Annotated in this window: 16 protein-coding genes, 1 tRNA gene and 1 pseudogene; 3 read left to right on the top strand and 15 right to left on the bottom strand. The window is 60.9% G+C overall.

Translation table 11 applies throughout. The features are described from left to right. The first annotated feature begins 94 nt into the window (after positions 1-94). Positions 95-964 (top strand): endonuclease/exonuclease/phosphatase family protein, encoded by an 870-nt coding sequence (locus M727_RS0111695; protein WP_027152839.1) that lies wholly within the window; start codon positions 95-97, stop codon positions 962-964. A gap of 10 nt (positions 965-974) precedes the next feature. Here M727_RS0111695 and M727_RS0111690 read toward each other — a convergent pair whose 3' ends face one another. The 3 genes from M727_RS0111690 to M727_RS0111680 form a co-directional block, all read right to left on the bottom strand. Then, on the bottom strand, positions 975-1,562 hold the full coding sequence (locus tag M727_RS0111690) for a GNAT family protein (protein WP_027152838.1): 588 nt from the start codon (positions 1,560-1,562) through the stop codon (positions 975-977). A 116-nt stretch (positions 1,563-1,678) separates the two neighbouring features. Further along, a complete protein-coding gene (rpmA, locus tag M727_RS0111685) occupies positions 1,679-1,948 on the bottom strand; it encodes a 50S ribosomal protein L27 (RefSeq protein WP_023678077.1) in 270 nt (89 codons plus the stop codon). Between the two features lie 99 nt (positions 1,949-2,047). Next, on the bottom strand, positions 2,048-2,740 hold the full coding sequence (locus M727_RS0111680) for a 50S ribosomal protein L21 (protein WP_027152837.1): 693 nt from the start codon (positions 2,738-2,740) through the stop codon (positions 2,048-2,050). 322 nt (positions 2,741-3,062) lie between these two features. On the opposite strand from M727_RS0111680, the gene M727_RS0111675 reads away from it, so the two are divergent. Beyond that, positions 3,063-3,152, top strand: a tRNA-Ser gene (locus M727_RS0111675). A gap of 553 nt (positions 3,153-3,705) precedes the next feature. Here M727_RS0111675 and M727_RS0111670 read toward each other — a convergent pair. The 12 genes and pseudogenes from M727_RS0111670 to M727_RS36265 form a co-directional block, all read right to left on the bottom strand. Continuing rightward, positions 3,706-3,885: a hypothetical protein gene (locus M727_RS0111670; protein WP_027152836.1), complete on the bottom strand. Its 180-nt coding sequence runs from the start codon at positions 3,883-3,885 to the stop codon at positions 3,706-3,708. A 249-nt stretch (positions 3,886-4,134) separates the two neighbouring features. Next, a complete protein-coding gene (locus M727_RS36285) occupies positions 4,135-6,108 on the bottom strand; it encodes an adenylate/guanylate cyclase domain-containing protein (protein ID WP_084646705.1) in 1,974 nt (657 codons plus the stop codon). Between the two features lie 11 nt (positions 6,109-6,119). Then, a complete protein-coding gene (locus M727_RS39145; protein WP_051505595.1) occupies positions 6,120-7,073 on the bottom strand; it encodes a transporter in 954 nt (317 codons plus the stop codon). A 133-nt stretch (positions 7,074-7,206) separates the two neighbouring features. After that, positions 7,207-8,211: an HAD family hydrolase gene (locus tag M727_RS0111645; RefSeq protein ID WP_027152835.1), complete on the bottom strand. Its 1,005-nt coding sequence runs from the start codon at positions 8,209-8,211 to the stop codon at positions 7,207-7,209. Positions 8,212-8,300: 89 nt separating this feature from the next. Further along, positions 8,301-9,938, bottom strand: a complete 1,638-nt coding sequence (locus tag M727_RS0111640; RefSeq protein ID WP_245268552.1) for an arylsulfatase — start codon at positions 9,936-9,938, stop codon at positions 8,301-8,303. Between the two features lie 84 nt (positions 9,939-10,022). After that, entirely contained in the window at positions 10,023-10,964 is a 942-nt protein-coding gene (locus tag M727_RS0111635; RefSeq protein ID WP_051505602.1) for a formylglycine-generating enzyme family protein, read from the bottom strand. Between the two features lie 73 nt (positions 10,965-11,037). Further along, positions 11,038-11,988, bottom strand: a complete 951-nt coding sequence (locus M727_RS0111630; RefSeq protein ID WP_027152832.1) for a DUF2950 family protein — start codon at positions 11,986-11,988, stop codon at positions 11,038-11,040. A gap of 42 nt (positions 11,989-12,030) precedes the next feature. Continuing rightward, positions 12,031-13,365 carry a DUF3300 domain-containing protein gene (locus M727_RS36275; protein WP_051505594.1) on the bottom strand — a complete coding sequence of 445 codons (1,335 nt, stop codon included), beginning with the start codon at positions 13,363-13,365 and terminating at the stop codon, positions 12,031-12,033. A gap of 312 nt (positions 13,366-13,677) precedes the next feature. After that, positions 13,678-14,079 carry a response regulator gene (locus M727_RS0111620; protein ID WP_027152831.1) on the bottom strand — a complete coding sequence of 134 codons (402 nt, stop codon included), beginning with the start codon at positions 14,077-14,079 and terminating at the stop codon, positions 13,678-13,680. 90 nt (positions 14,080-14,169) lie between these two features. Beyond that, positions 14,170-14,781 (bottom strand): response regulator, encoded by a 612-nt coding sequence (locus M727_RS0111615; protein WP_245268529.1) that lies wholly within the window; start codon positions 14,779-14,781, stop codon positions 14,170-14,172. A 14-nt stretch (positions 14,782-14,795) separates the two neighbouring features. Further along, positions 14,796-17,846, bottom strand: coding sequence for a PAS domain S-box protein (locus M727_RS39140; RefSeq protein ID WP_027152829.1), 3,051 nt, complete (start codon positions 17,844-17,846; stop codon positions 14,796-14,798). Between the two features lie 353 nt (positions 17,847-18,199). Beyond that, a pseudogene (locus M727_RS36265) lies at positions 18,200-19,640 on the bottom strand (IS1182 family transposase). A gap of 638 nt (positions 19,641-20,278) precedes the next feature. Here M727_RS36265 and M727_RS0111600 point away from each other — a divergent pair. Next, entirely contained in the window at positions 20,279-21,241 is a 963-nt protein-coding gene (locus tag M727_RS0111600) for an AraC family transcriptional regulator (RefSeq protein WP_156941522.1), read from the top strand. Positions 21,242-21,354: the final 113 nt, after the last annotated feature.

Raw genomic sequence — 21,354 nt, 5'->3', positions numbered from 1 at the left:
GGGGCGAAGGGCGAGGCTGTTTATCAACATGGCCCGAGTCTGAACATTGCCCGAGTCTGAACATGGTCCGAGTCTGAACATCGCCGGAGTCGCAATGAAGCTTGTAACCTACAACATCCACTACGGCGTCGGTCTTGACGGCCGCTACGATGTCGGCCGCATCGCCGATGCCGTGCGCGGCGCCGACGTGATCGCGCTGCAGGAGGTCTCGCGCAACAACCCCAACAATGGCGGCCGCGACATGGTGGCCGAACTTGGCGAGGCGCTGCCCGAATATTTCGCCGTCTACGGCAGCAATTTCGAGGCCAATGTCGGCTCGCGCCTGGAAAACGGCCGCGCCATCACCACCACCTTCCAGCTCGGCAACATGGTGCTGTCGAAAACCCCCGTTCATCTGTCGCGCAATCTCCTCTTGCCGCGCAGCCGCAGTTTCGAAGTGATGAATTTTCAGCGCGGCGCGCTGGAGGCGCTGATCGAGACGCCGCTTGGCTTCATCCGCTTCTATTCCACCCATCTCGACCATCGCAGCCCGGTCGAACGCGCCAGCCAGATCCGGTTTCTGCGCCGGCGCCTGTTGAACTATGCGATCGAGGGCGGCGCGCTGTCGGGCGTCGCCGAAGTCGGCCTGCCGGACCTGCCTTGTCCCGAAGGCTTCGTCGTCATGGGCGACTTCAACATGCTGGCCGGATCGCCAGAATATGTCGAATTCGCCGGCCGCCTGGATCACGAATTCGGCATGCCGGTGACCGCGGATCTTGCCGTCGATGCCGTTCTGCGCCTTGCCGCCGCAGGCACCGATCTCGTCACCTGGGTCGACCCCAAGCGGCCTGATGACGCCAGCCGCCACAAGCGCATCGACTATGTCTTCACCAGCGCCTCGCTGGCCAAATCGCTGAAGCGCCTGTGGGTCGACCGGCAGGCAGTCGGTTCGGACCACCTGCCGGTCTGGGTCGAGATGGTTTGATCAGCGTCCATCAGAAATGGACCCAGTTCCTGAGACTCGTCCAGGTCCTGCGATCGAGGCGGTAACGCTCGACCGGCACCTGGCCGGCAACGATCGAGTTCAGCATGCCCTGGCCGGCATACTGGAAGCCGCATTTGTGGATGACCCGGCGCGAGGCCGGATTGATCACCCGCGTCGAGGCATGCAGCACCTGGATCGCCGTCTTCTGGAAGGCGAGGTCGACCAGCGCATGCGCGGCCTCCGTCGCATAGCCGCGCTTCCAGTAGGGCTCGCCGATCCAGTAGCCGAGCTCCAGCCCGCGATCGGTGGTGTTGAGGCCGGCGCATCCGACGAAGGTTTCGGTGCCGGCCAAGGTCAAGGCATAGGCAATGCCGGCCCGGCGCGATGCCGTCATCGCAAGGAAGGCGCGTGCCTCGGCCTCGCCGTAGGGGTGCGGCATGCGGGCCAGCATTTCGGCGATATGGCGATTGTCGGCGAGCACCACCAGTTGCTCGATATCGCTTTCGCGCGGCGCCCGCAGGACCAGCCGCTCGGTCACCAGGACCGGGCAATCTATCGCGTAACTTTCACCGTCTGTGTCATCCGCTTCGGCAACCATGTCAGTCCTCCAGGCAAGAAAAAGGGGAGATGGAAACCCATCTCCCCTGATCCATTTCCTGGCTTGGCCAGACACCGGTTCCCGAGATGGGTGCCGGTGTTCTCGTGCGGAACCGGCTACTCCGCGGCCTTGGTCATCGGGTTCACCGATACGTAGGTTCGGCCATTGGCTTTTTTGTTGAAGGTGACTGCGCCAGCTTCGAGCGCAAACAGCGTGTGATCCGTGCCAATGCCGACATTGGTGCCGGGATGCCACGTCGTGCCACGCTGACGAATAATGATGTTGCCCGGAATCACGGCTTCGCCGCCGAATTTTTTCACGCCGAGCCGCTTGGAATGGGAGTCGCGACCATTGCGCGACGAACCGCCAGCTTTCTTGTGTGCCATCTAACTAACTCCGATGCGCCGCTAGGCGCTTAAAGGGTCTTATGAACGCGTTCGCGTTCCGTTTCAAGTCCGAACCGGCGACGATCGCGCCGGCCCGCTTTACTTCTTCGCCAAATCTTTGGCCTGCTCGCGCCAGTCCATGATCTGGTCGGCGCTGAACGGCATATGCTCGTCGATCTTGGCGATATCCTTGTCCGACAGCTTGGCGATCTGGGCGAAGGTCGTGATGCCCTGCTCGTTCAACTGGCCGGCCGCAACCGGGCCGATGCCCTTGATCACGGTCAGATCGTCCGGCTCGCCCTTCGGCGCCTTGAACAGCGGCGCGGCGGTTTCGCTTGCCTTGGCTTCCTTCTTCGGTGCAGCCTCTGCCTCGGCCTTCGGCGCGGCTTCAGCCTTCGCCTCGGCCTTTGCAGCAATCTCGGCCTTCGCCTCGGTCTTCGCTTCGGCCTTGGCCGCGGCCTTCTTCGTCGGCTTGGCGCCACCCAGCAGGATCTCGGCGATCCGCACGGTGGTCAAAAGCTGGCGATGGCCGATCTTGCGACGCGAATTCTGCCGGCGACGCTTCTTGAAAGCGATGACGGTGCGGTTCTTGCCCTGTTCGACGACTTCGGCGGTGACCAAAGCGCCGTCGACGAACGGCGCGCCGAACGTCACATTCTCGCCCTCGCCATGCGCGAGCACGTGGCCGATCTCGACGATGTCGCCGACTTGGCCTTCGACTTTTTCGATCTTCAGGAGATCGTTGGCGGCGACGCGATACTGCTTGCCGCCCGTTTTGATGACTGCGAACATTTTTTGCCTTTCGCTGTTCGGTCGGCCTTGACGAACCGCTTCAGGCGGTTCGGCCGTCTTTTTGTCAGTCTGCGGGTTCAAAAAGCAAGCGGCGCGGAAGAGCCCTCCACGCCGATTGCGCGCTGTCCCTAGCCGAAGGTGCGGCGCGAGTCAAGGCAAACGGCCGAAAGCAAGACGGTGCCGTTGGCACAGGCGGCGGAGGTAGCGAACAACGACCAATACGGCCCGGAGAGAAGCCTGATATCAGGCAGATTGGCCCTTGTAACCTGTCCGTCCAGCCGTTATCTAGTGCGCCGCGCCGGCAACGGCGGACCATGACCGCGGAGAGGTGGCAGAGTGGTCGAATGCACCGCACTCGAAATGCGGCATGGGTGCAAGCCCATCGGGGGTTCGAATCCCTCCCTCTCCGCCACATTTCGCCTCTCAAATCTGCACCCTAACTAATTGAATTTCATCGCTAATTCGCCGTTTTGGTTTGAGGAACCGGTGACTATTTTCACTTTTTAGCTCTTGGTTTTAGCTCTGGAATTTGCTCTGGTTTCTGGCGGAGAAAGGTCCGCTGGTGGCTCTTGTAGGGGGGCAGAGTATGGGCAAACAAATCAAACTCAGGCGGCGCGGTAGGGGCGGCACGCTCTTTATCGTCCGCGATGTCACGGCGCGCAGGTTGACTGCAAAGCCACCGGCTTCATGTGCTGGCGTGAGGCAGACGGCATGCCCTTGTGGTCGGTCGATATCAGGTTGAGTTGATGCCTGCTGAGGTGGAAAGTTGACGGCCAATCCACTAGTGGTAGAAATCTGGCGCTTGGTACCCGATACGGATTACCTGTTCCGACCCTTCAATGCCCTTCCTTCTGGGCAGCGCTACGACAATCCGTGACCCGATGCGGACCTTTCGGGACCTATTTTCCCTCCAGAAACCCGACATTCGGTCCAGCCAGCGCTCATGACCGAAAGACGACTGACGTCTACCGCGAGGTGGACGGCAGCTTTGCGCCCATGTCGGCCGTTGAGGTCAGCTTTGCCACCGCCTGAAAGCAGACCTTGCCTGGGGCCACGTTGGAGGTCGTGGTCGCGCCAATGTCGGCCGTTGAGGTGATCTTCGCTGTTGCCCAATAGCAGACGTTGCCGGCCACCACCCTGAACATCGTAGTTGCGCCCGCCACAAGCCGACATTCGCGTCGATGCTCAAAAGCAGACTTACATCATAGGGGACGCGTAACGCCGGCTGCTACTCGAGAGCGGTACTGCAAAGGGTACAGCGTAAGTTCGGTAAAAACGACGCAAATCCTTGTCCCTCCGTGCTCAATTCGTCCCACCTGATGTGGGCAGGAGTTGCGCCTGACGGCCAAAGTCCGCCGGCAAAGAAGAATTTTGAAGACGCCAGTCGGTAGTGCCTACTTCGGAGCCATCCCTGTGACCTCATAGATCGTGATAGATCCGGTCCTGCCTTTAGCCTGGGCCGTGCCGAGTGAGCGGAAATGAATGACTCTCGAGCAGCCCCCATGGACCGCCTCGCTCGCGAGAATCGTGGTTCCGTAGGTCTTGTTCATTCCCTCCAGCCGCGATGCGACATTTATCGTGTCGCCCATGGCAGTGTATTGCAGCCGCTCCCGCGCGCCGACGCTTCCTACCACGGCCTGACCCGTGTGGATGCCGAAGCGGGTGCGGAATTCGGGCAGCCCGTCCGCACGTTGGGACTGGTTAAAGAGCTTCAGGCGGCGCTCGACCTCGACGGCCGCGCGGCAGGCATTCTCCGCATGGTTCTCATCCGGAACCGGCGCGTTCCACATGGCGAAAACCGAGTCGCCGAGGAACTGGATGACTGAGCCGTTGTGCTCAGTCACCGCGTCTTCGAATATATCGAAATATTCGGACAGCATCTCCACCACCTGCTCCGGCGAATACGCCTCGCTGATGGTGGTGAAATCGTAGATGTCGGTGAAGAGGGCGGTAACCTCCTGCCGCGATGCGGTGCGGCCGGTGAAGGAGCCGGATTGAATCCCTTTCCGGACGAACTCCTTCGGCACATAGAGTGCGAAGGTGAAGATCGCATCACGCGCGCGGTTCATCGCCCGGCTGAGCGAGGTGATTTCGGTGACATGGGACCTGACATCGACCGGCGTGGCGAAGTCGAGGCTCTGGAGGCGCTGAGCGCTGTCCGTCAGCAGATGCAGCGACTTGGTGATGACGCGGGATACGACCAGCGCCAGGAGGATCGCGCCGACCACCACCATAGCGGAGATGAGGAGCGCATGGATGAGCGACCGGTGCGCATCCAACGTGAGTTCGGCGAGCGGCGCGGCAACGACGATGCGGTGCTGGGCGAGCAGCAGCGCCGATCGGAGCGGCGTGACGAGGACCAGGAAATTCTGGCCGTCGGCTTCAATGACTCGGGGCGCGTCGGTCCAGGAATCATCGGACCGGATGCTGTCTACGATAGCGTCACCGTCCCCGGAACGGGTGTCGGACATCAGCCTTTGCATGAACTCGCGGTTCGAGTGGATGACCGGATTGCCGGACGTGTCGACGATGAAGGCGACGGTGCGGGGCGTGATGCGCTCTGCCGCGAGAAAATCCGTGATGGTATCGAGGATGATGTCCGCGCCGATCACGATGCGGCGGTTTCCGCTGTGCGATTGGGCGACGGTCATGCCGAGCTTGCCGGTCGTCGCCATCTGGTAGGGACCGATCGACACGGGATTCACGATATCGACGGCCGCCTTGTACCAGGGCCGCGTGCGCGGATCGTAGTCGAACCGCATCGGAGCATTGTCCGCGATAGCCTTGCCCCCCGCGTCCTGGAACGTCACCGTCTCGATGGTGCTGTCGCGGTTGGGGCGCAGGATGCGGATCGCAAACACGGCGCCCTCCGGCGCGGAGAGTGCGTCAGTCCATCCCGGGGTTGCCAGGTTGACGACATGGAAGAAGGAGCCGTCCGGATAGCCCGCATAGGCACCGTCCAGATGCGGGGCTCGGCTGATGATCTCGCGCAAGAGCCGTGCCTTATCATCCGACCGTTCCGGTGGCGCCGACAGGAAGGCGTTCGGAACCGAGGCTACGATGCCGATCGACGCCGTCGTCTGGTTGGACAGGGCGTTGAAGCGCTCGACGAGACGAGCGGAAAACACCCGCATGCTCGTTTCGGCGTCCTCGACGGCGGCAGCGCGCGAGCGATAATAGTTGAGCCCTATCAGTGCAGCCGAAACGATGAGGATGAGGGATACGGTGGTGACGGCGAGCAGCGTCTGAAGCGGGCGGCTCCACCCCGCGCGCTCGTCGAGCCGGGGAGGGTCCGATGCCGATGCGGCAGCCGGCTGGGCCGAGCGACGCCCGCTATCTTCCGCCAGGTTGTCCGAAGAACCGCTCATACATTTGGGACTCAGAACTTTCCGGTGATGTCTAAGAAGATCGCGTCGCCTTTCATCCGGTTCTTGACGTCGACCTCGTGCGCCCAGCGCAGGGCGAAGTCGGCCTCGCTCGTCTCACTGAACTTCGCCTTGTACTTGACGAAGGGCCCGACTGCGATGGAGCGCCCCTTGAAACCGTCGCGCGCATCGGCGAAGGCGCTGTCGTCATCCTCGAATTGATAGAGGAAGCCTGCCAGCGCACCGATGGAGAAGTTCTCCGTGACGCTTTTCGTGATCGCGAGATCGAGATGCGCCATGGCGCCGCTGTAATAATCGGTGTCGGGATTCTCCGTATTGATGTCGACGCCGAATTTGGCCGACAGGTCGAGCCCATGCTCAGGAATGAGGCGAGTGAAGCCGATCGCCGGCGTAAAAGTCCAGTAGTTGAGGCCGACGAAGGCGAGTTCGCCCTCCTCCCATTCGCCGGTGGGTGCGGTAACTGTGAGTGACGCGGAGAAGAAGGTGTTTAGCGCATCGTTGTGCCAGCCCAGCACGACGGGAGCGATGGAGATATCGCCCAAGCCACTAACCTCGTCATCAGCCCCTAAGAGCCCGACGGCTGCCTCCGCCTTTGTCCATCCGATCGGCACCGCCGCCTGGACGGCGTAAGTCCAGTTGCCGGGCAGGTCGATCTCGGGGACGTAGACCGCGGCGAGCGCGGTCACCCATTGATCACCTTCGAGCCCAAACGCGATCGTGTTGTCTCCAAACGGTACCTCGCCGTCTATCTTGCCATGATAGTAGACGTTTGAGATGCCCCAATAGACGCCCGGCACTGGCGGCACGATGCCCGCTCCCGGTCCCGCGTAAAGCCCGGGAACGTAGCGCCCCGCCACCGCTTCGGTGGCAGAGGCGTCGTTTGACGCGATCGAGGAAAATCCTGCAAACGCCAGGGCGGCGAGCAGACGCGACATTGAATTGGTCATGGTGCCCCTTCCTCAGAAATTCACGAGCGACAAGCCGACCTCGATGTTGAAGTCATATGGCCGATCGCTGCCGATGTCCGCGCCTGCCGTCCCGCTTCCTAATCTCGGCTGCTTGAACGCCGACATCTCTGCGCTACTGCTTTTCGAAAGGGTAGATCACCTTCCAATCAGCCTTCATATCCACAATGACCCAGCCGCGTTCGACGCCCTCGTCCCAGGCTTTGTCGAGCTTGCCGATAGGCGAAGCCCGGTCGTAAGCCCACTCGCGCTCCGCATCGGTGTGATGCAGGATCCCCATGAAGCGCGCCCCGCTGCCGGCGGCGGTCCATTCCAGCATCTGCTGGTCGCCATCGGAATTGCCGAACGCGAAGATCGGCCGGCGGCCGATGAAGCGGTTGATGCCCACCGGCTTGCCCTGCCCATCGTCGACGAACTCGACCTTCGGCAGCTTCAGCAGCACCGCTTCGCCTTTGCCGTCGATCTGGAATTCGGTGACGCCAGACGAACCGACCACTTGCTCCGGCGGAATGCCGTAGGTCTTCTCCGTCCACGGCCGCATGAACTCGATGCCGCCACCGGACACGATAAACGTCTTGAAGCCGTTGGCGCGCAGATAGGTCATGAGTTCCAGCATCGGCTGGTAAACGAGGTCGGTGTAGGGCCGATCGAAGCGCGGATGGCGCGCGCTCGCCGTCCAATCGAGGACGATCTTTGAGAATTCCTCCGTGCTAATGCCGGTATGGGTCACCGCCACGATATCCAGCAGGCCTTTTTCGCCGACTTCTGCCAGGGCCTTGATGCCGTCTTCCAGCAACGTCTTGAACGGCTGTTGCGTCTTCCATTCCGGGTGCTCGGGCGCGAGCGCCTTGGCGCGGTCGACTGCGAAGGCGACCTGGAAGTAGACCGGCTGCTCGCTCCACAGCGTTCCGTCGTTGTCGAACGTCGCGATACGCTCGTCCGGCGGCACGAAATCCGGCCCGCCCTGCGTCGTGACGCGCTTGACGAAATCGGCGACGGCTGACTTGGCGGCGCCGTCGTTCCACGAAAACAGGGGGTCTATCTGTGCGTAGGCCCATCGGGTCAGACAACAGAGTGTGGCGATGACAAATGCAAAAACTGCAAGAGGCCGATTTCTCATCGAACTTCTCCCATCATATTCGCCAGACCCGGCCCATCCGTGGGCAAGCCGGGTGGATTTAGTGGAGCAACCTTTATGTCTGGCCCAGCTCAGTTCTGGCCCGGGCTCGCCGTCGTGATCTTGTCCATCGCGTCGCTGACGGTGAAGCTCGCCGCCTTTGCGCGTGGCGGGAACTCCTTGAAGGTCTCAAGATATTTCGCAACAACGGCCTGCGCCGGCACGAACGCGAACGTCCGGTGCGCCAACCAGTCGCCGTAGTTTATGCTCGTGGTTGCCTTCTCGAACGGATCAGCGCGAAGATTGTATAGCAGGGGCGCGCGGAGCCTGGTGAATTGACCCTGCCAGACCCCCAATGGCGTTTCGGCATTGATCTCGGTGTTCTGTTCGATGAAGGACACTTTCCAATTGTGGACACGGATCGCCATCAGGTCGCCGTCGTCGCTCCAATACGGGAAGCCCTCGCGCGGCGATTCCGTCGCCTCTCCCTTGAAGAAGGGCATGAGATTGTTGCCGTCGAGATGGACCTTGAAGGTCTTCCCGTTGAGCTCGTGGCCCTTCACGACTTTCTCGACAAGCTCTGGCTCGCCCGCCGCCGCGGCGAACGTAGGTATGAAGTCCTCGTGTGCGCATATATCGTTGATGATGGTGCCTGGCTTCACCACGCCGGGCCAGCGGATCAGGCAAGGGACACGGAACGCGCCCTCCCAGTTCGTCGCCTTCTCGCCTTTGAACGGGGTCGTGCCGCCGTCAGGCCACGTGAAGACTTCCGCGCCATTGTCGCTCGTGTAGACGACGATTGTGTTGCTGGCGACACCAAGATCGTCCAGCAGCTTCAACAGTTGGCCGACATGCCCGTCCGTTTCCACCATGCCGTCGGGGTAAAGACCCAGTCCGGTCTTGCCCTCTGATTCCTGCTTCAGGTGCGTAAAGATATGCATGCGCGTAGTGTTGAAGTAGCAAAACCAGGGGGCGCCTGCGCCGTTCTTGCGCTTTATGAAGTCCGTGGCCGCCGCGAGAAACTCCTCGTCAACCGTCTCCATGCGTTCCTTATCCAGTGGGCCGGTGTTTTCGATGATCTGCTTGCCCACCTTGCCGAACTGCGGGTCGATCGTCGGGTCCTCCGTATCGCTTGCCTTGCACTTAAGGACGCCCCGCGGCCCGAACCTTGCACGGAAGCTCGGATCCTTCGGGTAGTCTGGGTTCTCGGGCTCTTCCTCTGCATTGAGGTGATAGAGGTTGCCGAAGAATTCGTCGAAGCCGTGCATAGTCGGGAGATGCTCGTTGCGGTCGCCAAGGTGGTTCTTGCCGAACTGCCCAGTGGCGTAACCGAGCGACTTCAGAACGTCGGCGACGGATGGATCGTCAGGCCCTAGCCCGAGGGCCGCGCCCGGATTTCCGACCTTCGTCAAGCCCGTGCGGATCGGCGACTGTCCGGTGATGAAAGCAGCGCGGCCGGCCGTGCAGCTCTGCTGGCCGTACCAGTCCGTGAAGACGGCGCCCTCCTTGCCGATCCGGTCAATATTAGGCGTGCGGTAGCCCATGACGCCCATGTTGTAGGCGCTGATGTTGAACCAGCCGATGTCGTCTCCCATGATGAACAGGATGTTGGGTTTGCCGCTCGCAGCGGCCGGCTGGCTCTCCTGCGCCTGCACAGTCTTGACCAGCGGCGTCAAGGTCGATACCGCGGCAAGAGTGGTGCCGGCCAGCAGCAGGCTGCGCCGGCTCATCCCTTCGTAGTTTCGACCGCTCGTGGGACTATCTTGCGGTTTCTTGCCACTGCTTTCCAGATCATTGCCCATTGTCGTCTCCTCTCATGCGAATACAGTTGTTCGACCGAGATCCTTTTCGCGGACCACGCACCTGAAGCCGACATGGCTCATCGAGCTGTCGACCGGCTGAGCATGGCGCGCCGCGGGGCGGTAGCGCCGGCAGTAGTTCGGGGCGCAGAGGTGCGAACCGCCTTTGACCACCTTGCGCGGGATGCCGATTTCCGGCTCGCGCGGATCAAAACTCTCCTCGACCTGGGGATTGCGCGGGTTCTTCGGGATGCAGCACGGACTTGGTGCATCTTCCGCGTGCTTCGCCGCGTAGAAGTCGGACGTCCACTCCCATACATTCCCGATCATGTCGACGAGGCCGTAGCCGTTCGGCGGGAACGTCCTTACCGGCGAGGTGCGGTCGTAGCCGTCCGCTTTCGAATTGAGGTAAGGGAAGACTCCGTGCCAAGTGTTCGCCATCGCCTTGCCGTCGGGCATGAAGGCATCGCCCCAAGCATACTCGGCGCCGTCGATGCCGCCACGAGCTGCGAACTCCCATTCCGCTTCGGTGGGGAGTTCCTTGCCTGCCCATCCGGAGTAGGCCTCGGCATCCTCGTAGGCGACGTGGACGACCGGATGGTCGTCGAGCCCGCTGGTCGAGCTTCGCGGCCCGTAGGGTCGGCGCCAGCTTGCACCGAATCTGAATCTCCACCACTGTGTCCAGTCGCGAAGGTCCACGGCCTGCTTCGGGGGGGAGAACACCAACGAACCAGCCTTCAGCATGTGCGGCAGCGCGCCGGGATAGTCTCCCGCACGTGGCTTCTTTTCGGCCACCGTCACATAACCCGTCGCGTTCACGAACCGGCGGAACTCGCGATTGGTCACCGGAGCGCGATCGATCCAGAAGTCTTCCACGGTTACGCGATGGGGCGGCGCTTCCTCCGGATAATGGCGGTCGGACCCCATCCGGAACGTGCCGCCCTCGATGAAGACCATATCCGGCCGGCTGGCCGCGACTTCTGCCAGGCTGCCGGCCGGACTGGATGCGGGAACACTCAACGTATCCATTTCAATCGCCTGGGTCGTTGACGACTTTCCAGCTGTCGTCGGGATCGAAGGATGTGATCTTCGCCGCCATCTCCGCGGAGTCCGGCCCGAGATCCTTCTCGTACACGGTGCCGTACTGGTTGACGACGAAGGTCATGACGCCGGTGCGGTCGTACTCGGCCGGCGTCGCGATCAGCCCGAAGCCGCCGATCATGTTGCCGTTAACGACATAGTCGTACTGGCCGCCGGCGATGTTGGGCCCCTGTCTGGAAAGGACGCGGTTGCGATAGCCGAAATAGCCGTCCTCCGCCGCGACGGCGAGCTCGGCCTGGTCGACCTCGGCGCCAACCGGGCTGTCCGGCACACCGTCGCCGGGCTCCCAATAGAGGCCGTCATAGGTGCCTGGAGTGCTGATCAGCCTCTGCGCGTATTCGGCGACACCGTCCTCATCCCAGTCGGCGCCGTGATATTGCTCCTGCGCATTGAAATAGGCGCGCATGTTCGCGATCGCGGTCAGCTCGTTCTCGCCGATGCGTCGGTTTACCACTTCCTCCAGGCCGGACAGCGTGTCGAAGGTCCACTTGCCGCCGGTCTCCACAACCGGGAACGGGAACGGCCATCCCAGATCGCCAAGCAAAAGCAGGCGCCGGTCCGGTGCCGTTTCTTCGATTTCGATGGATTGCGCGGCAGCCTCGCGGATCTCCGTGACGCTACCGTCAATCTCTCGGGATTTCACCACCTCGGCAGGAGCGAGGCCCAGCAGTGTTGCCAGCTTCTCCTTATCGCCAGCGCCAAGCGCTTGGCGGAACTCCTCGGCGAGTTCCTCGACCGTAGAGAAAGATGGCGGCTGCGCTCCCACGAACGGCTGAAGTTCTTGGGTCTTGCCCAGCCCTGCATCCTGAGCGCCGGCAAGGTCGATCGCGCAGGTGAGGATCGGGATCGTAAGGACGGCGGCAACGGCGGAGCGGATCATGGTCTTGCCTCGAGAGCTTGGTCTTCGTTGCGGTGGCTGCAGCTAGCGGTGGAACCGTCTTGCGCCGCCCATGTGCCCGCCGCCGCGGCTCTGAAAGCCGCGGTTGGAGTGGTTCACCGCGACCCGGCCGGCAGAGTGACCGCCGATCGCCGAAGGAGTCTTGGGGCGGTTGTCGGGCCGGGCTGCCGGCTTTTTCTTGGTTATGTGCTTTTGGTTCACCTCCTGCGCAGCGGGCCTTGCCTGCTGATGCGCGGCCGGCGTCTTCTTGAGGTGGTCGCCGATCTGCTTGGCGTCGGCCTGCTTGCTCCCTGGCTTCGGCAACTTCGGCCGGTCCTTAAGTCCTTCGGCGGCGTTCTTGCGCACGTCCTTGCCTTTGAGGTCCTGCGCTCGCGCCGTTGCGCTGGCCGGATCGACACGCTTGCCGGGACCGACGCGGTTCTTCGCTTTGTCGGCGATGTTGTTGAAATCCTTGCTCTTCAGATTCCGGACGAGCTTGTCGTGATCGATGTTGGCGTTGCGCAGGTCGATCTTGGAACGGTCGACGTTCTTGAAATCGAGCTTCCGCAGCTTGTCGACGTCGAGGTTGTCAATGTCGATCTTGTTGAAATCGAAATCGATCCGGTCGCCGATGTCCACGTCGATGTCGACGTCGCCGCCCCAGGTGCCCCAGTCGTTCCAGTCGACGACCGCAGCGAAGGCGGCCCCCGTAACAAAACCCGCCCAGTAGGGTGCGGTGGGATAGTAGTAGGATGGACAGGGCTCATAGACGATAGGCTCGCCCTGCACGACGTAGCCGGGCTGGTAGAGCATCTCAGGCGGATAGGTCGGCACATAGACGGTCTGGGGATCGGGTGACTTGATGACGACGTTGTCGCCCTCATTGACGATCTGGACCTGGCCGCTCGATTTCAGGACGCCTTTCGCCACCGCCTCGTCGCGCAGCTGCTGGATAGCGACCAGCAGGTCCTTCTGCTGGTTTGCAGCCGCCTCGCCGAGCTGCTCGGTCCAGTCGAGATCGTGGTTCATCATCCTGACGACCTCGGGATAGTTGAGGAGCGAGATCACGCTGCCGTCCCATTTGTCGCTCGGCTCGAGTTCGGGCGACTTCACCTTCTCGTCGAGGAAGCGGGCCGCCTGCACGATTTGCAGCGGATAGATCGCCGCCGAGATGCTGAGCGCGACGAGGTCGTCGGGATAGAGCGCTATACGCGCAGTCAGGATCTTGAGTTCATCGAGCGTAAGCGAGGCCGCCACTTCGGTATCGGAAATGGCGCTCTGGTCTGTTTGTGCATGGACCGGCTCGCCAAACGATGCGAAGAACATCAGCGCTGCGAAGCCCGCTGCCGATCCCGGGCCGAATCTCAAATATGCTTTCATCCGAGATGCTCCTCGACGGTTTCGGCGCGGTCCGCGCTGGCTAAGACCGCCGCCGCGGACGTGGCCATGGCTTCCGGCCTATTTGCGTGGGGGTGCGATCCGAACGTGCGGCCTCCAGGATCAACATATTGTGCCGCATGCCTCAAGGATCCTCCGCCATGCGCGCTGTGCGTGCAGCGTGCTTTGATAGCGATCCTGTTCCCGAGTTACGTGCGGGGCTAGTTGGACCTTGGCCCAATGGAGCGACGAGCGTGCGAAATTGCAGCTTACTCGGCGCATACACCGCAGCCATTCCCGCTCGACGGCGCTGGACTATCCGCGTACCTGGCTGGGAGGCCGCGGCCCGCGGCCGAAGGCACTGTGTATGGTTTCGAGCAGAACCATTTCGTCTAACGGTTTCGAAAGGCAAGCCATTGCTCCGGCCTTCAGTGTTTGACCGATCGCCTTTGGCTCGTCGTGAGCCGTAATAATGATTACCGGGAGATGGATTCCCGATTCGGCAAGGGACAGTTGAACCTCCAGACCCGTCATCCCTGGCATGTGCACGTCGAGCATCAAGCAGTCGGGCGGGCCATGCGACAGGGATTCCAGAAATTCGGCGCCGGTGGCGAACGTTTTTGCTTCGATGTCAAAGGCAACCAGGAGACGTGCCAGCGCCCTACGCACGGAGGCGTCATCGTCTACTATGGCTATGTGCAGAATGGGGCCTGCCATGATCCAGAAGCCAAGTGCCAGATGTATATGACAGCCGGGCAAACGGAATCGTAGTTGCCCCTTGGTCCAATACCGCTCAACTGAACGCGGCTACCTGCCGGGCAGCCGATCCAAGCCGAGGCGATCGGCGATCCGGACGAGATCGGCCAAGGATCGCGCGTTCATTTTTTCCATAACTCGCGCCCTGTGCACCTTGATGGTCTTGTCCACAATCCCGAGATCGCCGGCGATCTGCTTATTGAGACGCCCGGCAGCCACATGGGCGAAGACCTGGCATTCGCGCGGCGTAAGGGACGCATAGCGCTGGCGAAATGAATCTCCCTCCTCCTGAAGTTCGCGCGCTGCCGCGTCCTTCTCGATTGCGTGGCCAATCGTTGTCAGCAGAACCTGCTCGTCGACAGGTTTCGTGAGGAAATCTGCCGCCCCGGCTTTCATCGCTCGCACGGTAGTCGGGATGTCTCCGTATCCGGTGAGAAAGATGATTGGTCGGCGCGATCCGCTCTCGACCATCTTCTCCTGCAACTCAAGACCGTTTAACCCCGGCATCGCGACATCGATGACAGCGCAGCCGGGCAGGTGGAAATCATGCGCGGCGAGGAAAGCCGCAGGTGACGCGAACGGCCGCGCTTCGAGCCCGCTGGCCGCAATAAGCCTCGTCAGTGCCCGCAGAACGGCCGAATCGTCATCGACGACGAAGACCACAGGAGCGACAATCGTCAGTGCTTTCCTCCCGAGTTCATAGGTATCGCGAAGCCGAAGGTTGCGCCACGATCCGGATTGTTACTCGCCCACAAATGCCCGCCATGCGCAGTGATGATTGACCGGCATATTGACAATCCGAGTCCAAGGCCACCGTTCTTCGTGGTCACGAACGGCTCGAAAATCTTCTCCAGCATCAAAGACTCAATGCCTGCCCCGTGATCCGATATTTTTGTTTCGACGAGGCCATCGCCGTTCTGGACCGTGGAGATTGTCAACCGGCGTGCGGATGCCGCAAGGCCAGTCATTGCCTCACAGCCGTTGAGGACCAGATTGAGAAGTACCTGCTGCAATTGAATGCGGTCCCCGACGACATTCGGTAAAAGGGGCGCGAGAGCTGTCGTGACCACAACTCGTCTTTCGACAAGCTCGCTGCGAGCGAGTTGCAGCACGTCTGTCACGAGTTCGTTGAGATCCAAAGAGTCGAAAAGGGTATCTCCCCTCTTGAGGAGCGCCCGCAAGCGTTGGATGACTGCTCCGGCGCGGTTGTCGTCCGCGATGATGTCATCCAGGATTTCCATCAGGTCGTCGAGGCTCGGCATATCCCGGCCCAGCATGCGCCTCGCCGCTTGGGCATTGCTGAGAATTGCCGACAGCGGCTGGTTCAGTTCGTGTGCAAGCGCGCCCGAAAGCTCGCCGAGCACCGCAACGCGGGTGAGATGCATAACTTCCTCGCGACGTTGCTGCGCCTCCTTCTCGGCATTCTTCAATTCGGTTACATCGCGCCCGATACCCTGGATCTCAATGGTCTTTCCGGTTGAATTGAGAATTGCACGGTCGGTCCATTGCTGCCAGCCCGTGCTACCGTCCGGCCGCAATACCTCGTGCTCGTAGGTCTCTGTGCGCGGGTTCGTCCCGAGGGTCTCGACGTATTGAAGAGTGGCGGGACGCGCCAGCTCCGGAATGAATTCGATAAACCTCGTGCCAATCAGATCTTCACGGTTTCTCCCGAAGTAGCGGCAATATGTATCGTTGACGAAAGTCAGCGTGGTGTCGGGCAAATATCGGCAAATCAGCTCCGTCTGTGTTTCCACGACGTTCCGATATCTCTCCTCGCTTTCCCGCAACTCCTCCTCGGCCTGCTTGCGCTCTGAAACGTTGCGAGCGATACCGGTGAATCGCCGCTCGCCGTTACTGACGTACTCGGCGAAAGAAAGCTCGAGGGGAATGACCTGCCCGTCTCGATGGAGCCCCAGCAATTCTACCGCTTCCCAGGAAATGTGGCGACGGCCGTCTTTCAGGTATCGGGCGAGACTGGACCGGTGAACGCCTCTGAGATGATTGGGCATCAGCATCGTCAACTCATTGCCGACCATCTCCGCGACGGTATAGCCGAAGATCTTTTCAGTGGCACGGTTGGCGAAGAGAATGATGCTCGTGCTGTCGATTGTAATGATGGCATCAGAGGCGGTTTCGGCCACGACGCGATAGCGCTCCTCCGATTCGCGGATCGCCTCCTCGGCTCGTTTGCGCGCCGTCAGGTCGGTTAGTACGCCGGTCATTCGGACCGCTTTGCCGCGCGCGTCCAAGCTCGAGCGGCCGATCGTGCCAATCCATCGAGTATCACCACCGGGCAGGTTTATACGGAACTCCGACTCGTACATTTCGGCAGTCGACCTTGCCGCCTCCATCGTGCGTCGAACCCTTGCTCGGTCGTCGGGGCAGACCGCGTCGAACAAGGATTCCAGCGTCAGAGGCTTGTCTGGCCCGATCCCGAGCAGCTTCCGACACAAATCCGTCGCCCAGATGCGGTCATGCACCAGGTCCCATTGCCACAGCCCAAGATTGGCCGATTGGGCTGCAAGCGCCATGCGCTCCTCGCTTTCGCGCAACTGCGCCTTTGCCTGGCGTCGATGATGTCGTTCGACCAGCAGCGCGACGATCAGAAGGAGTTGGAGTGCAAGAAGAGTGACCGCCGCCAGCACCAACCCGTGATATTGCTCCCAAAGCGACGGCGGGCGGTGTCGGATCTCTGCGTTTTCCGGGAGACTTGCTTCGTCGAAGCCCCAGCGCTGCAACTGCCGCCAGTCGACTATCAAGCGTTGGGTGACGCCGGCGCTGGCGATTTCGCTCGGTAGATCGCCGTCCAGGATACGGCGCGCGATGCGACCCGCCTGATTGCCGACCGCCCCGAACGTGTCCATGTGGCCGCCGACGATGCCCGCGCCGACGTAAGTGTCGTAGAAGCTGTAGACGGGCGCGCCGGCTGCACCCGAAAGACGTGCGGCAACATCGCGCGGGACGAAGCGGCGGCCGGTTCCATCCTCCATTATGGACAGATAGAGAACGATAGAATCTCTGGACAATGTGGCCACCGTGGCGAGCAGGTCCTCGATCGGCAGGCCTGAAAGGTAGCCCAGCTGCAGCCTGCCCGAAAACCGTTGGAGATCAGCCTTGGCCCTTGCCGCTATGTTCCTGTCGAAATCGGCCGTGCCGGAAACCACGATCAGTTCCTTCGCTTCCGGTTGAAGGGTCAGGGCCAGATCGACTGTTGCCGCCACATCGAGCCGGCTTTCGATGCCGACGAAATTGGGCGGCGGCGGATCGCTGCGGATGGTTTCAGGCCGAATGGCCGCATAGACCACCGGCACACCGGGAAAAACCTCGTCGCCGTTGGCGCGCAGAAACTGCAGCGCCTGTGATCCAACGACGATCACGACGTCGAGTGGCGTATTGGCGTATTTCTCACCGATAAAGCGACGACTCACGGCCGCCTGTCGATCACCAGTGAATCTGAAGGCGTCAAGAAATTCGGTGTAGATGGCGAAGTCACGCTTGCGGTCGGCCCCAAGCGCTCCGAAGATTCCCTTCATGAGTTCCGAATTTGCAGGAAGGGTGCTGTCGGTGGACGACAGGAAGATCACGCCCTTCGACGTTTCCTGAGCGAATTCTTGCGACGGATTCCCTGCTACCTGCGTGGGAAACAATGTGCCCAGGATACCGCACGCGACGACCGTCGCTGCCGCCAGCATCCGGAAAAGCATCCCGACCCGTCGCATGTCGCCCATGCAAGCTTCATCGATTTGGCCCGCCGCCGTGGCATTCTTGCACTGGCGAACAAGAAGAGCAATCGGTACACGCGATCGGTTCTTTTGAACTGTTAGCTGATCCAACGTAAATACTCTCTCCGCGAGAGGAGCACATGTTTTAGCTTAATCACTCTGCGAAATTCTTGCGTCCGACGCGCTATGGCCGGAGGAACTTTGCTAGCCCTTTGCAGCAGAGGGCTTTCGGATAGGCCTACGGTCTTTCGAATGTCTGCTTTGGGTCGAGGTCGTGTGAAAACGCGATTGCAGATTGCGTATGACGGCCGCTGTTTTTGCGCGTACGGCGATAGCGCGCGCCGGCATGCGGGCGTGGATTAGGCGGCGATTGCCTTCATCAGCGGCGTTGACGCCGAAGATGTTGATCATGCGCTTCATGTTGTAGGCGAGCACCTGCAAGCTCATTTCGGTTTTGACCTTTTCGAGGGTCCTGGTCAGAAAATGGGTACTGCCCATCCATGCCTTGAGGGTTCCGAACGGGTGCTCGACGGTCTGCCGGCGGATGGTCATGGCCTCGGGCATGCGGTCGAGCCTGTCCTGCATCTTGTCGAGGACGCCTTCGTGTTCCCAGCGCTTCAGGCGCTTGTGCTTGTCGGGCGTGCATCTGGGTTTGAGCGCGCAGGACGAACAGGCGGTGAGATTGCGATAGTGATCGATATTGTCCCGGCGGTCCGAACGCACCTTTCCTCTGGTCAGGTGCTTGCCGGCCGGACAGGTGTAGCGGTCGTTCCCGGCGTCGTAGATGAAGTCGGCCACGGTGAAGAGGCCGCGCTTGGCGTTGCCGGATGTCTGTGTCTTGGGAATGCAGGGCAAACTCCGCTGCCCTCGCAGGCCAGCACCTCGTCGCCGTTGTAATAGCCGCGGTCGGCCAGCACCGTGATCTCTTCGCACCCGGTAGCATCCCGCGCCTTTTGTCCCATCGAGGTCAATTGAGCCCGGTCGCTGCCAATATTGGTCACCTCGTGCGCGACGATCAGATGGTGCTCGGCATCGACGGCCATCTGGACATTGTAGCCGACAATGCCGGTGCCCTTGCCGCTGGTCGCCATCGACCGAGCGTCAGGATCGGTCAGGGAGACCTGTTTGTCAGGCGCGGCCTCGACCTGCTTGCCCATCTCCTTGAGTGATTGCATCTGCCGCCGCAGGCCCTCGATTTTCTCCTTGAGGCGCACCGTCTTGGCCTCGGCGACATCATCGTCCTGCCGGTCCGCGCGGTCGAGCGCCGCCAGATAGCGCGCGATGCTGGCCTCGACCTGTTCGATACGCTTGGCGACCTTAGTCACCGTGAAGTCCTTGTCGCGGGTGTTGACGGCTTTGAACTTGCTCCCGTCGATGGCCACAACGGCCCGGGTGAACAGACTGAGCTGGCGACACAGCACGACGAACTGGGCGCAGGCCGCGCGGATCGCCGGCCCATTGTCGCGGCGGAAGTCGGCGATCGTCTTGAAGTCCGGCATCAACCGGCTTGTCAGCCACATCAGCTCGATGTTTGCGCTGGGTCTCCCGCTCGAGCCGGCGGCTCGACTGGATGCGGTTGAGGTAGCCGTAGAGATAGATCTTCAGCAGCGTCGCGGGATGATAGGCCGGCCGCCCGGTCGCTTCCGGCACGACCCCGGCAAAGCCCACGGCGCCGAGGTCGAGTTCGTCGATGAAGACTTCGATGACCCGGACCGGATTGTCTTGCGTCACGTAATCATCCAGGCACTCGGGAAGCAGTGTCGCTTGCCGGCGATCCTCGCCCTCGACAAATCGCTTCATCCCGACTCCCCTCGCTGATCGGGAATCACTCTATCAAATCAACCGTTTCCACACAGGCTCGGTCAGTCAGGGACCTCGGTCGCGCCGGGTCCAATGTCCGCCGTCACCATCTTAGACGCCGGAAGTTGCCAGTCTGCAACCGGCCCCAAAACTGGAACAGTCATGAACGGCTTCGACGGGATGGAAAACGGTCACTGCCACCGTTGCCTCCCCTGGCTCTCATGTGTCATGTCGCTTGGCAGTTAATTGTGAGAATGAAAAGTCAATGATATCAGAGGTTTAGCTTTGCACGTAATTTGAGAATGAGCACTTAATTTGATAATCGTGCTGCGGCGGCTGCAGATAATGTGCGAATCGAGCGCTCGAGAATCGGCGGAGCCGTATCTGCTGTGGGCCACCAATGCCCAAATCGCGTGGTCTGAGAGTTAATTCCTTAGCAGCTAATTTGAGAATCTCAGCCCGACCAATTTTATAATTAACTGCAAAAAATGAGCGAAACGGCCGCATTCTTACAATTAACTGCCAAGCGACAGGAAGGTCAGCTTGATCGTACGGAATTCTTGCCTGATACTCTCATCATCAAGAATTCGTGATAGAACTTGCGATGGCTTCGGGATAGAATCGCCTGAAAGCAGAGGATGCCAATGACTGGAACACCGCCTGATTGGGAAGATCTGCGCACACAAACCGCCGGCATTCGCGAACGGATTCTCGATATGCTCTCGGGACTGCCCTGGGATGGTCTTAACTTCAAGCACGGGATTCCGGGGCTTTCGCTCTACCGCATCGCTGAGCCGGTCGGTCCATTCTCTGCTGTGTACGAACCAAGCCTCTCGCTGATCATCAAGGGCAGCAAACGCGTCAACGTTGGCGACGAAACACTCATCTATGACGAATCGTGCTTTTTTCTTACGGCTATCGGAATGCCGATGACGGGCCAGATCTGTGCGGCAAGTTCAGCGGAGCCCTATGTCGCTGCCATGTTGCGACTGAACCTCGAGGCTATGCGGCGCCTGATCGCCGACCATGATCTGCACCCGACGAATATAGCGGACCGCGACCGTGGAGCAGTGGTGGGGGCGGCCACGCCCGAATTGGTCGACGCTTTTTTGCGGCTGATTGCGCTCGCGAATTCGCCGAATGATATCCCCTTCTTGGCAAATCATATCCAGAACGAAATTCTCTATCGCCTGCTCACCGGCGACCAGGGAGCGCGGCTCCGCCGCTTCGCGCTCGCGGGCACAAACAGCAATCGGGTAGCCAAAGCGGTCGCCTGGCTGAAGGAGAACTACACGCGCCCACTACGCGTCGATGACCTCGCGGACGTGGCGAATATGGGTGTTTCGACCTTGCATCACCACTTTCGCGCTATGACGGCTATGAGCCCGCTGCAATTCCAGAAGCACTTGCGGCTGCATCATGCGCGGGAATTGATGCTCTCCGGATCGTTTGACGCAGCGTCGGCGGCGCTGACGGTCGGCTACGAAAGCCCCACGCAGTTCAGCCGGGAGTATCGCCGCATGTTCGGCCATCCTCCCCTTCGCGATGTAAAGGCGATCCTCAATTCAGACGACTCCACCAGACGCAGCGCCGTCGGTTAGCTTATCGGCGAACTGGATAGGGAGAATGCACGCCCGAACGGAGTTACGAGAGAAAATTCTCAATAGGCTATCGCTCGACAGAAATGAGCAATAATTCGGCAGGATCGAATCTA

This window comes from Mesorhizobium sp. WSM2561 (assembly GCF_000513915.1).
Lineage (GTDB): Bacteria > Pseudomonadota > Alphaproteobacteria > Rhizobiales > Rhizobiaceae > Mesorhizobium > Mesorhizobium muleiense.
Note: the sequence above shows the minus strand (reverse complement) of the source record. Positions and strands in the feature narration are given on the sequence as shown.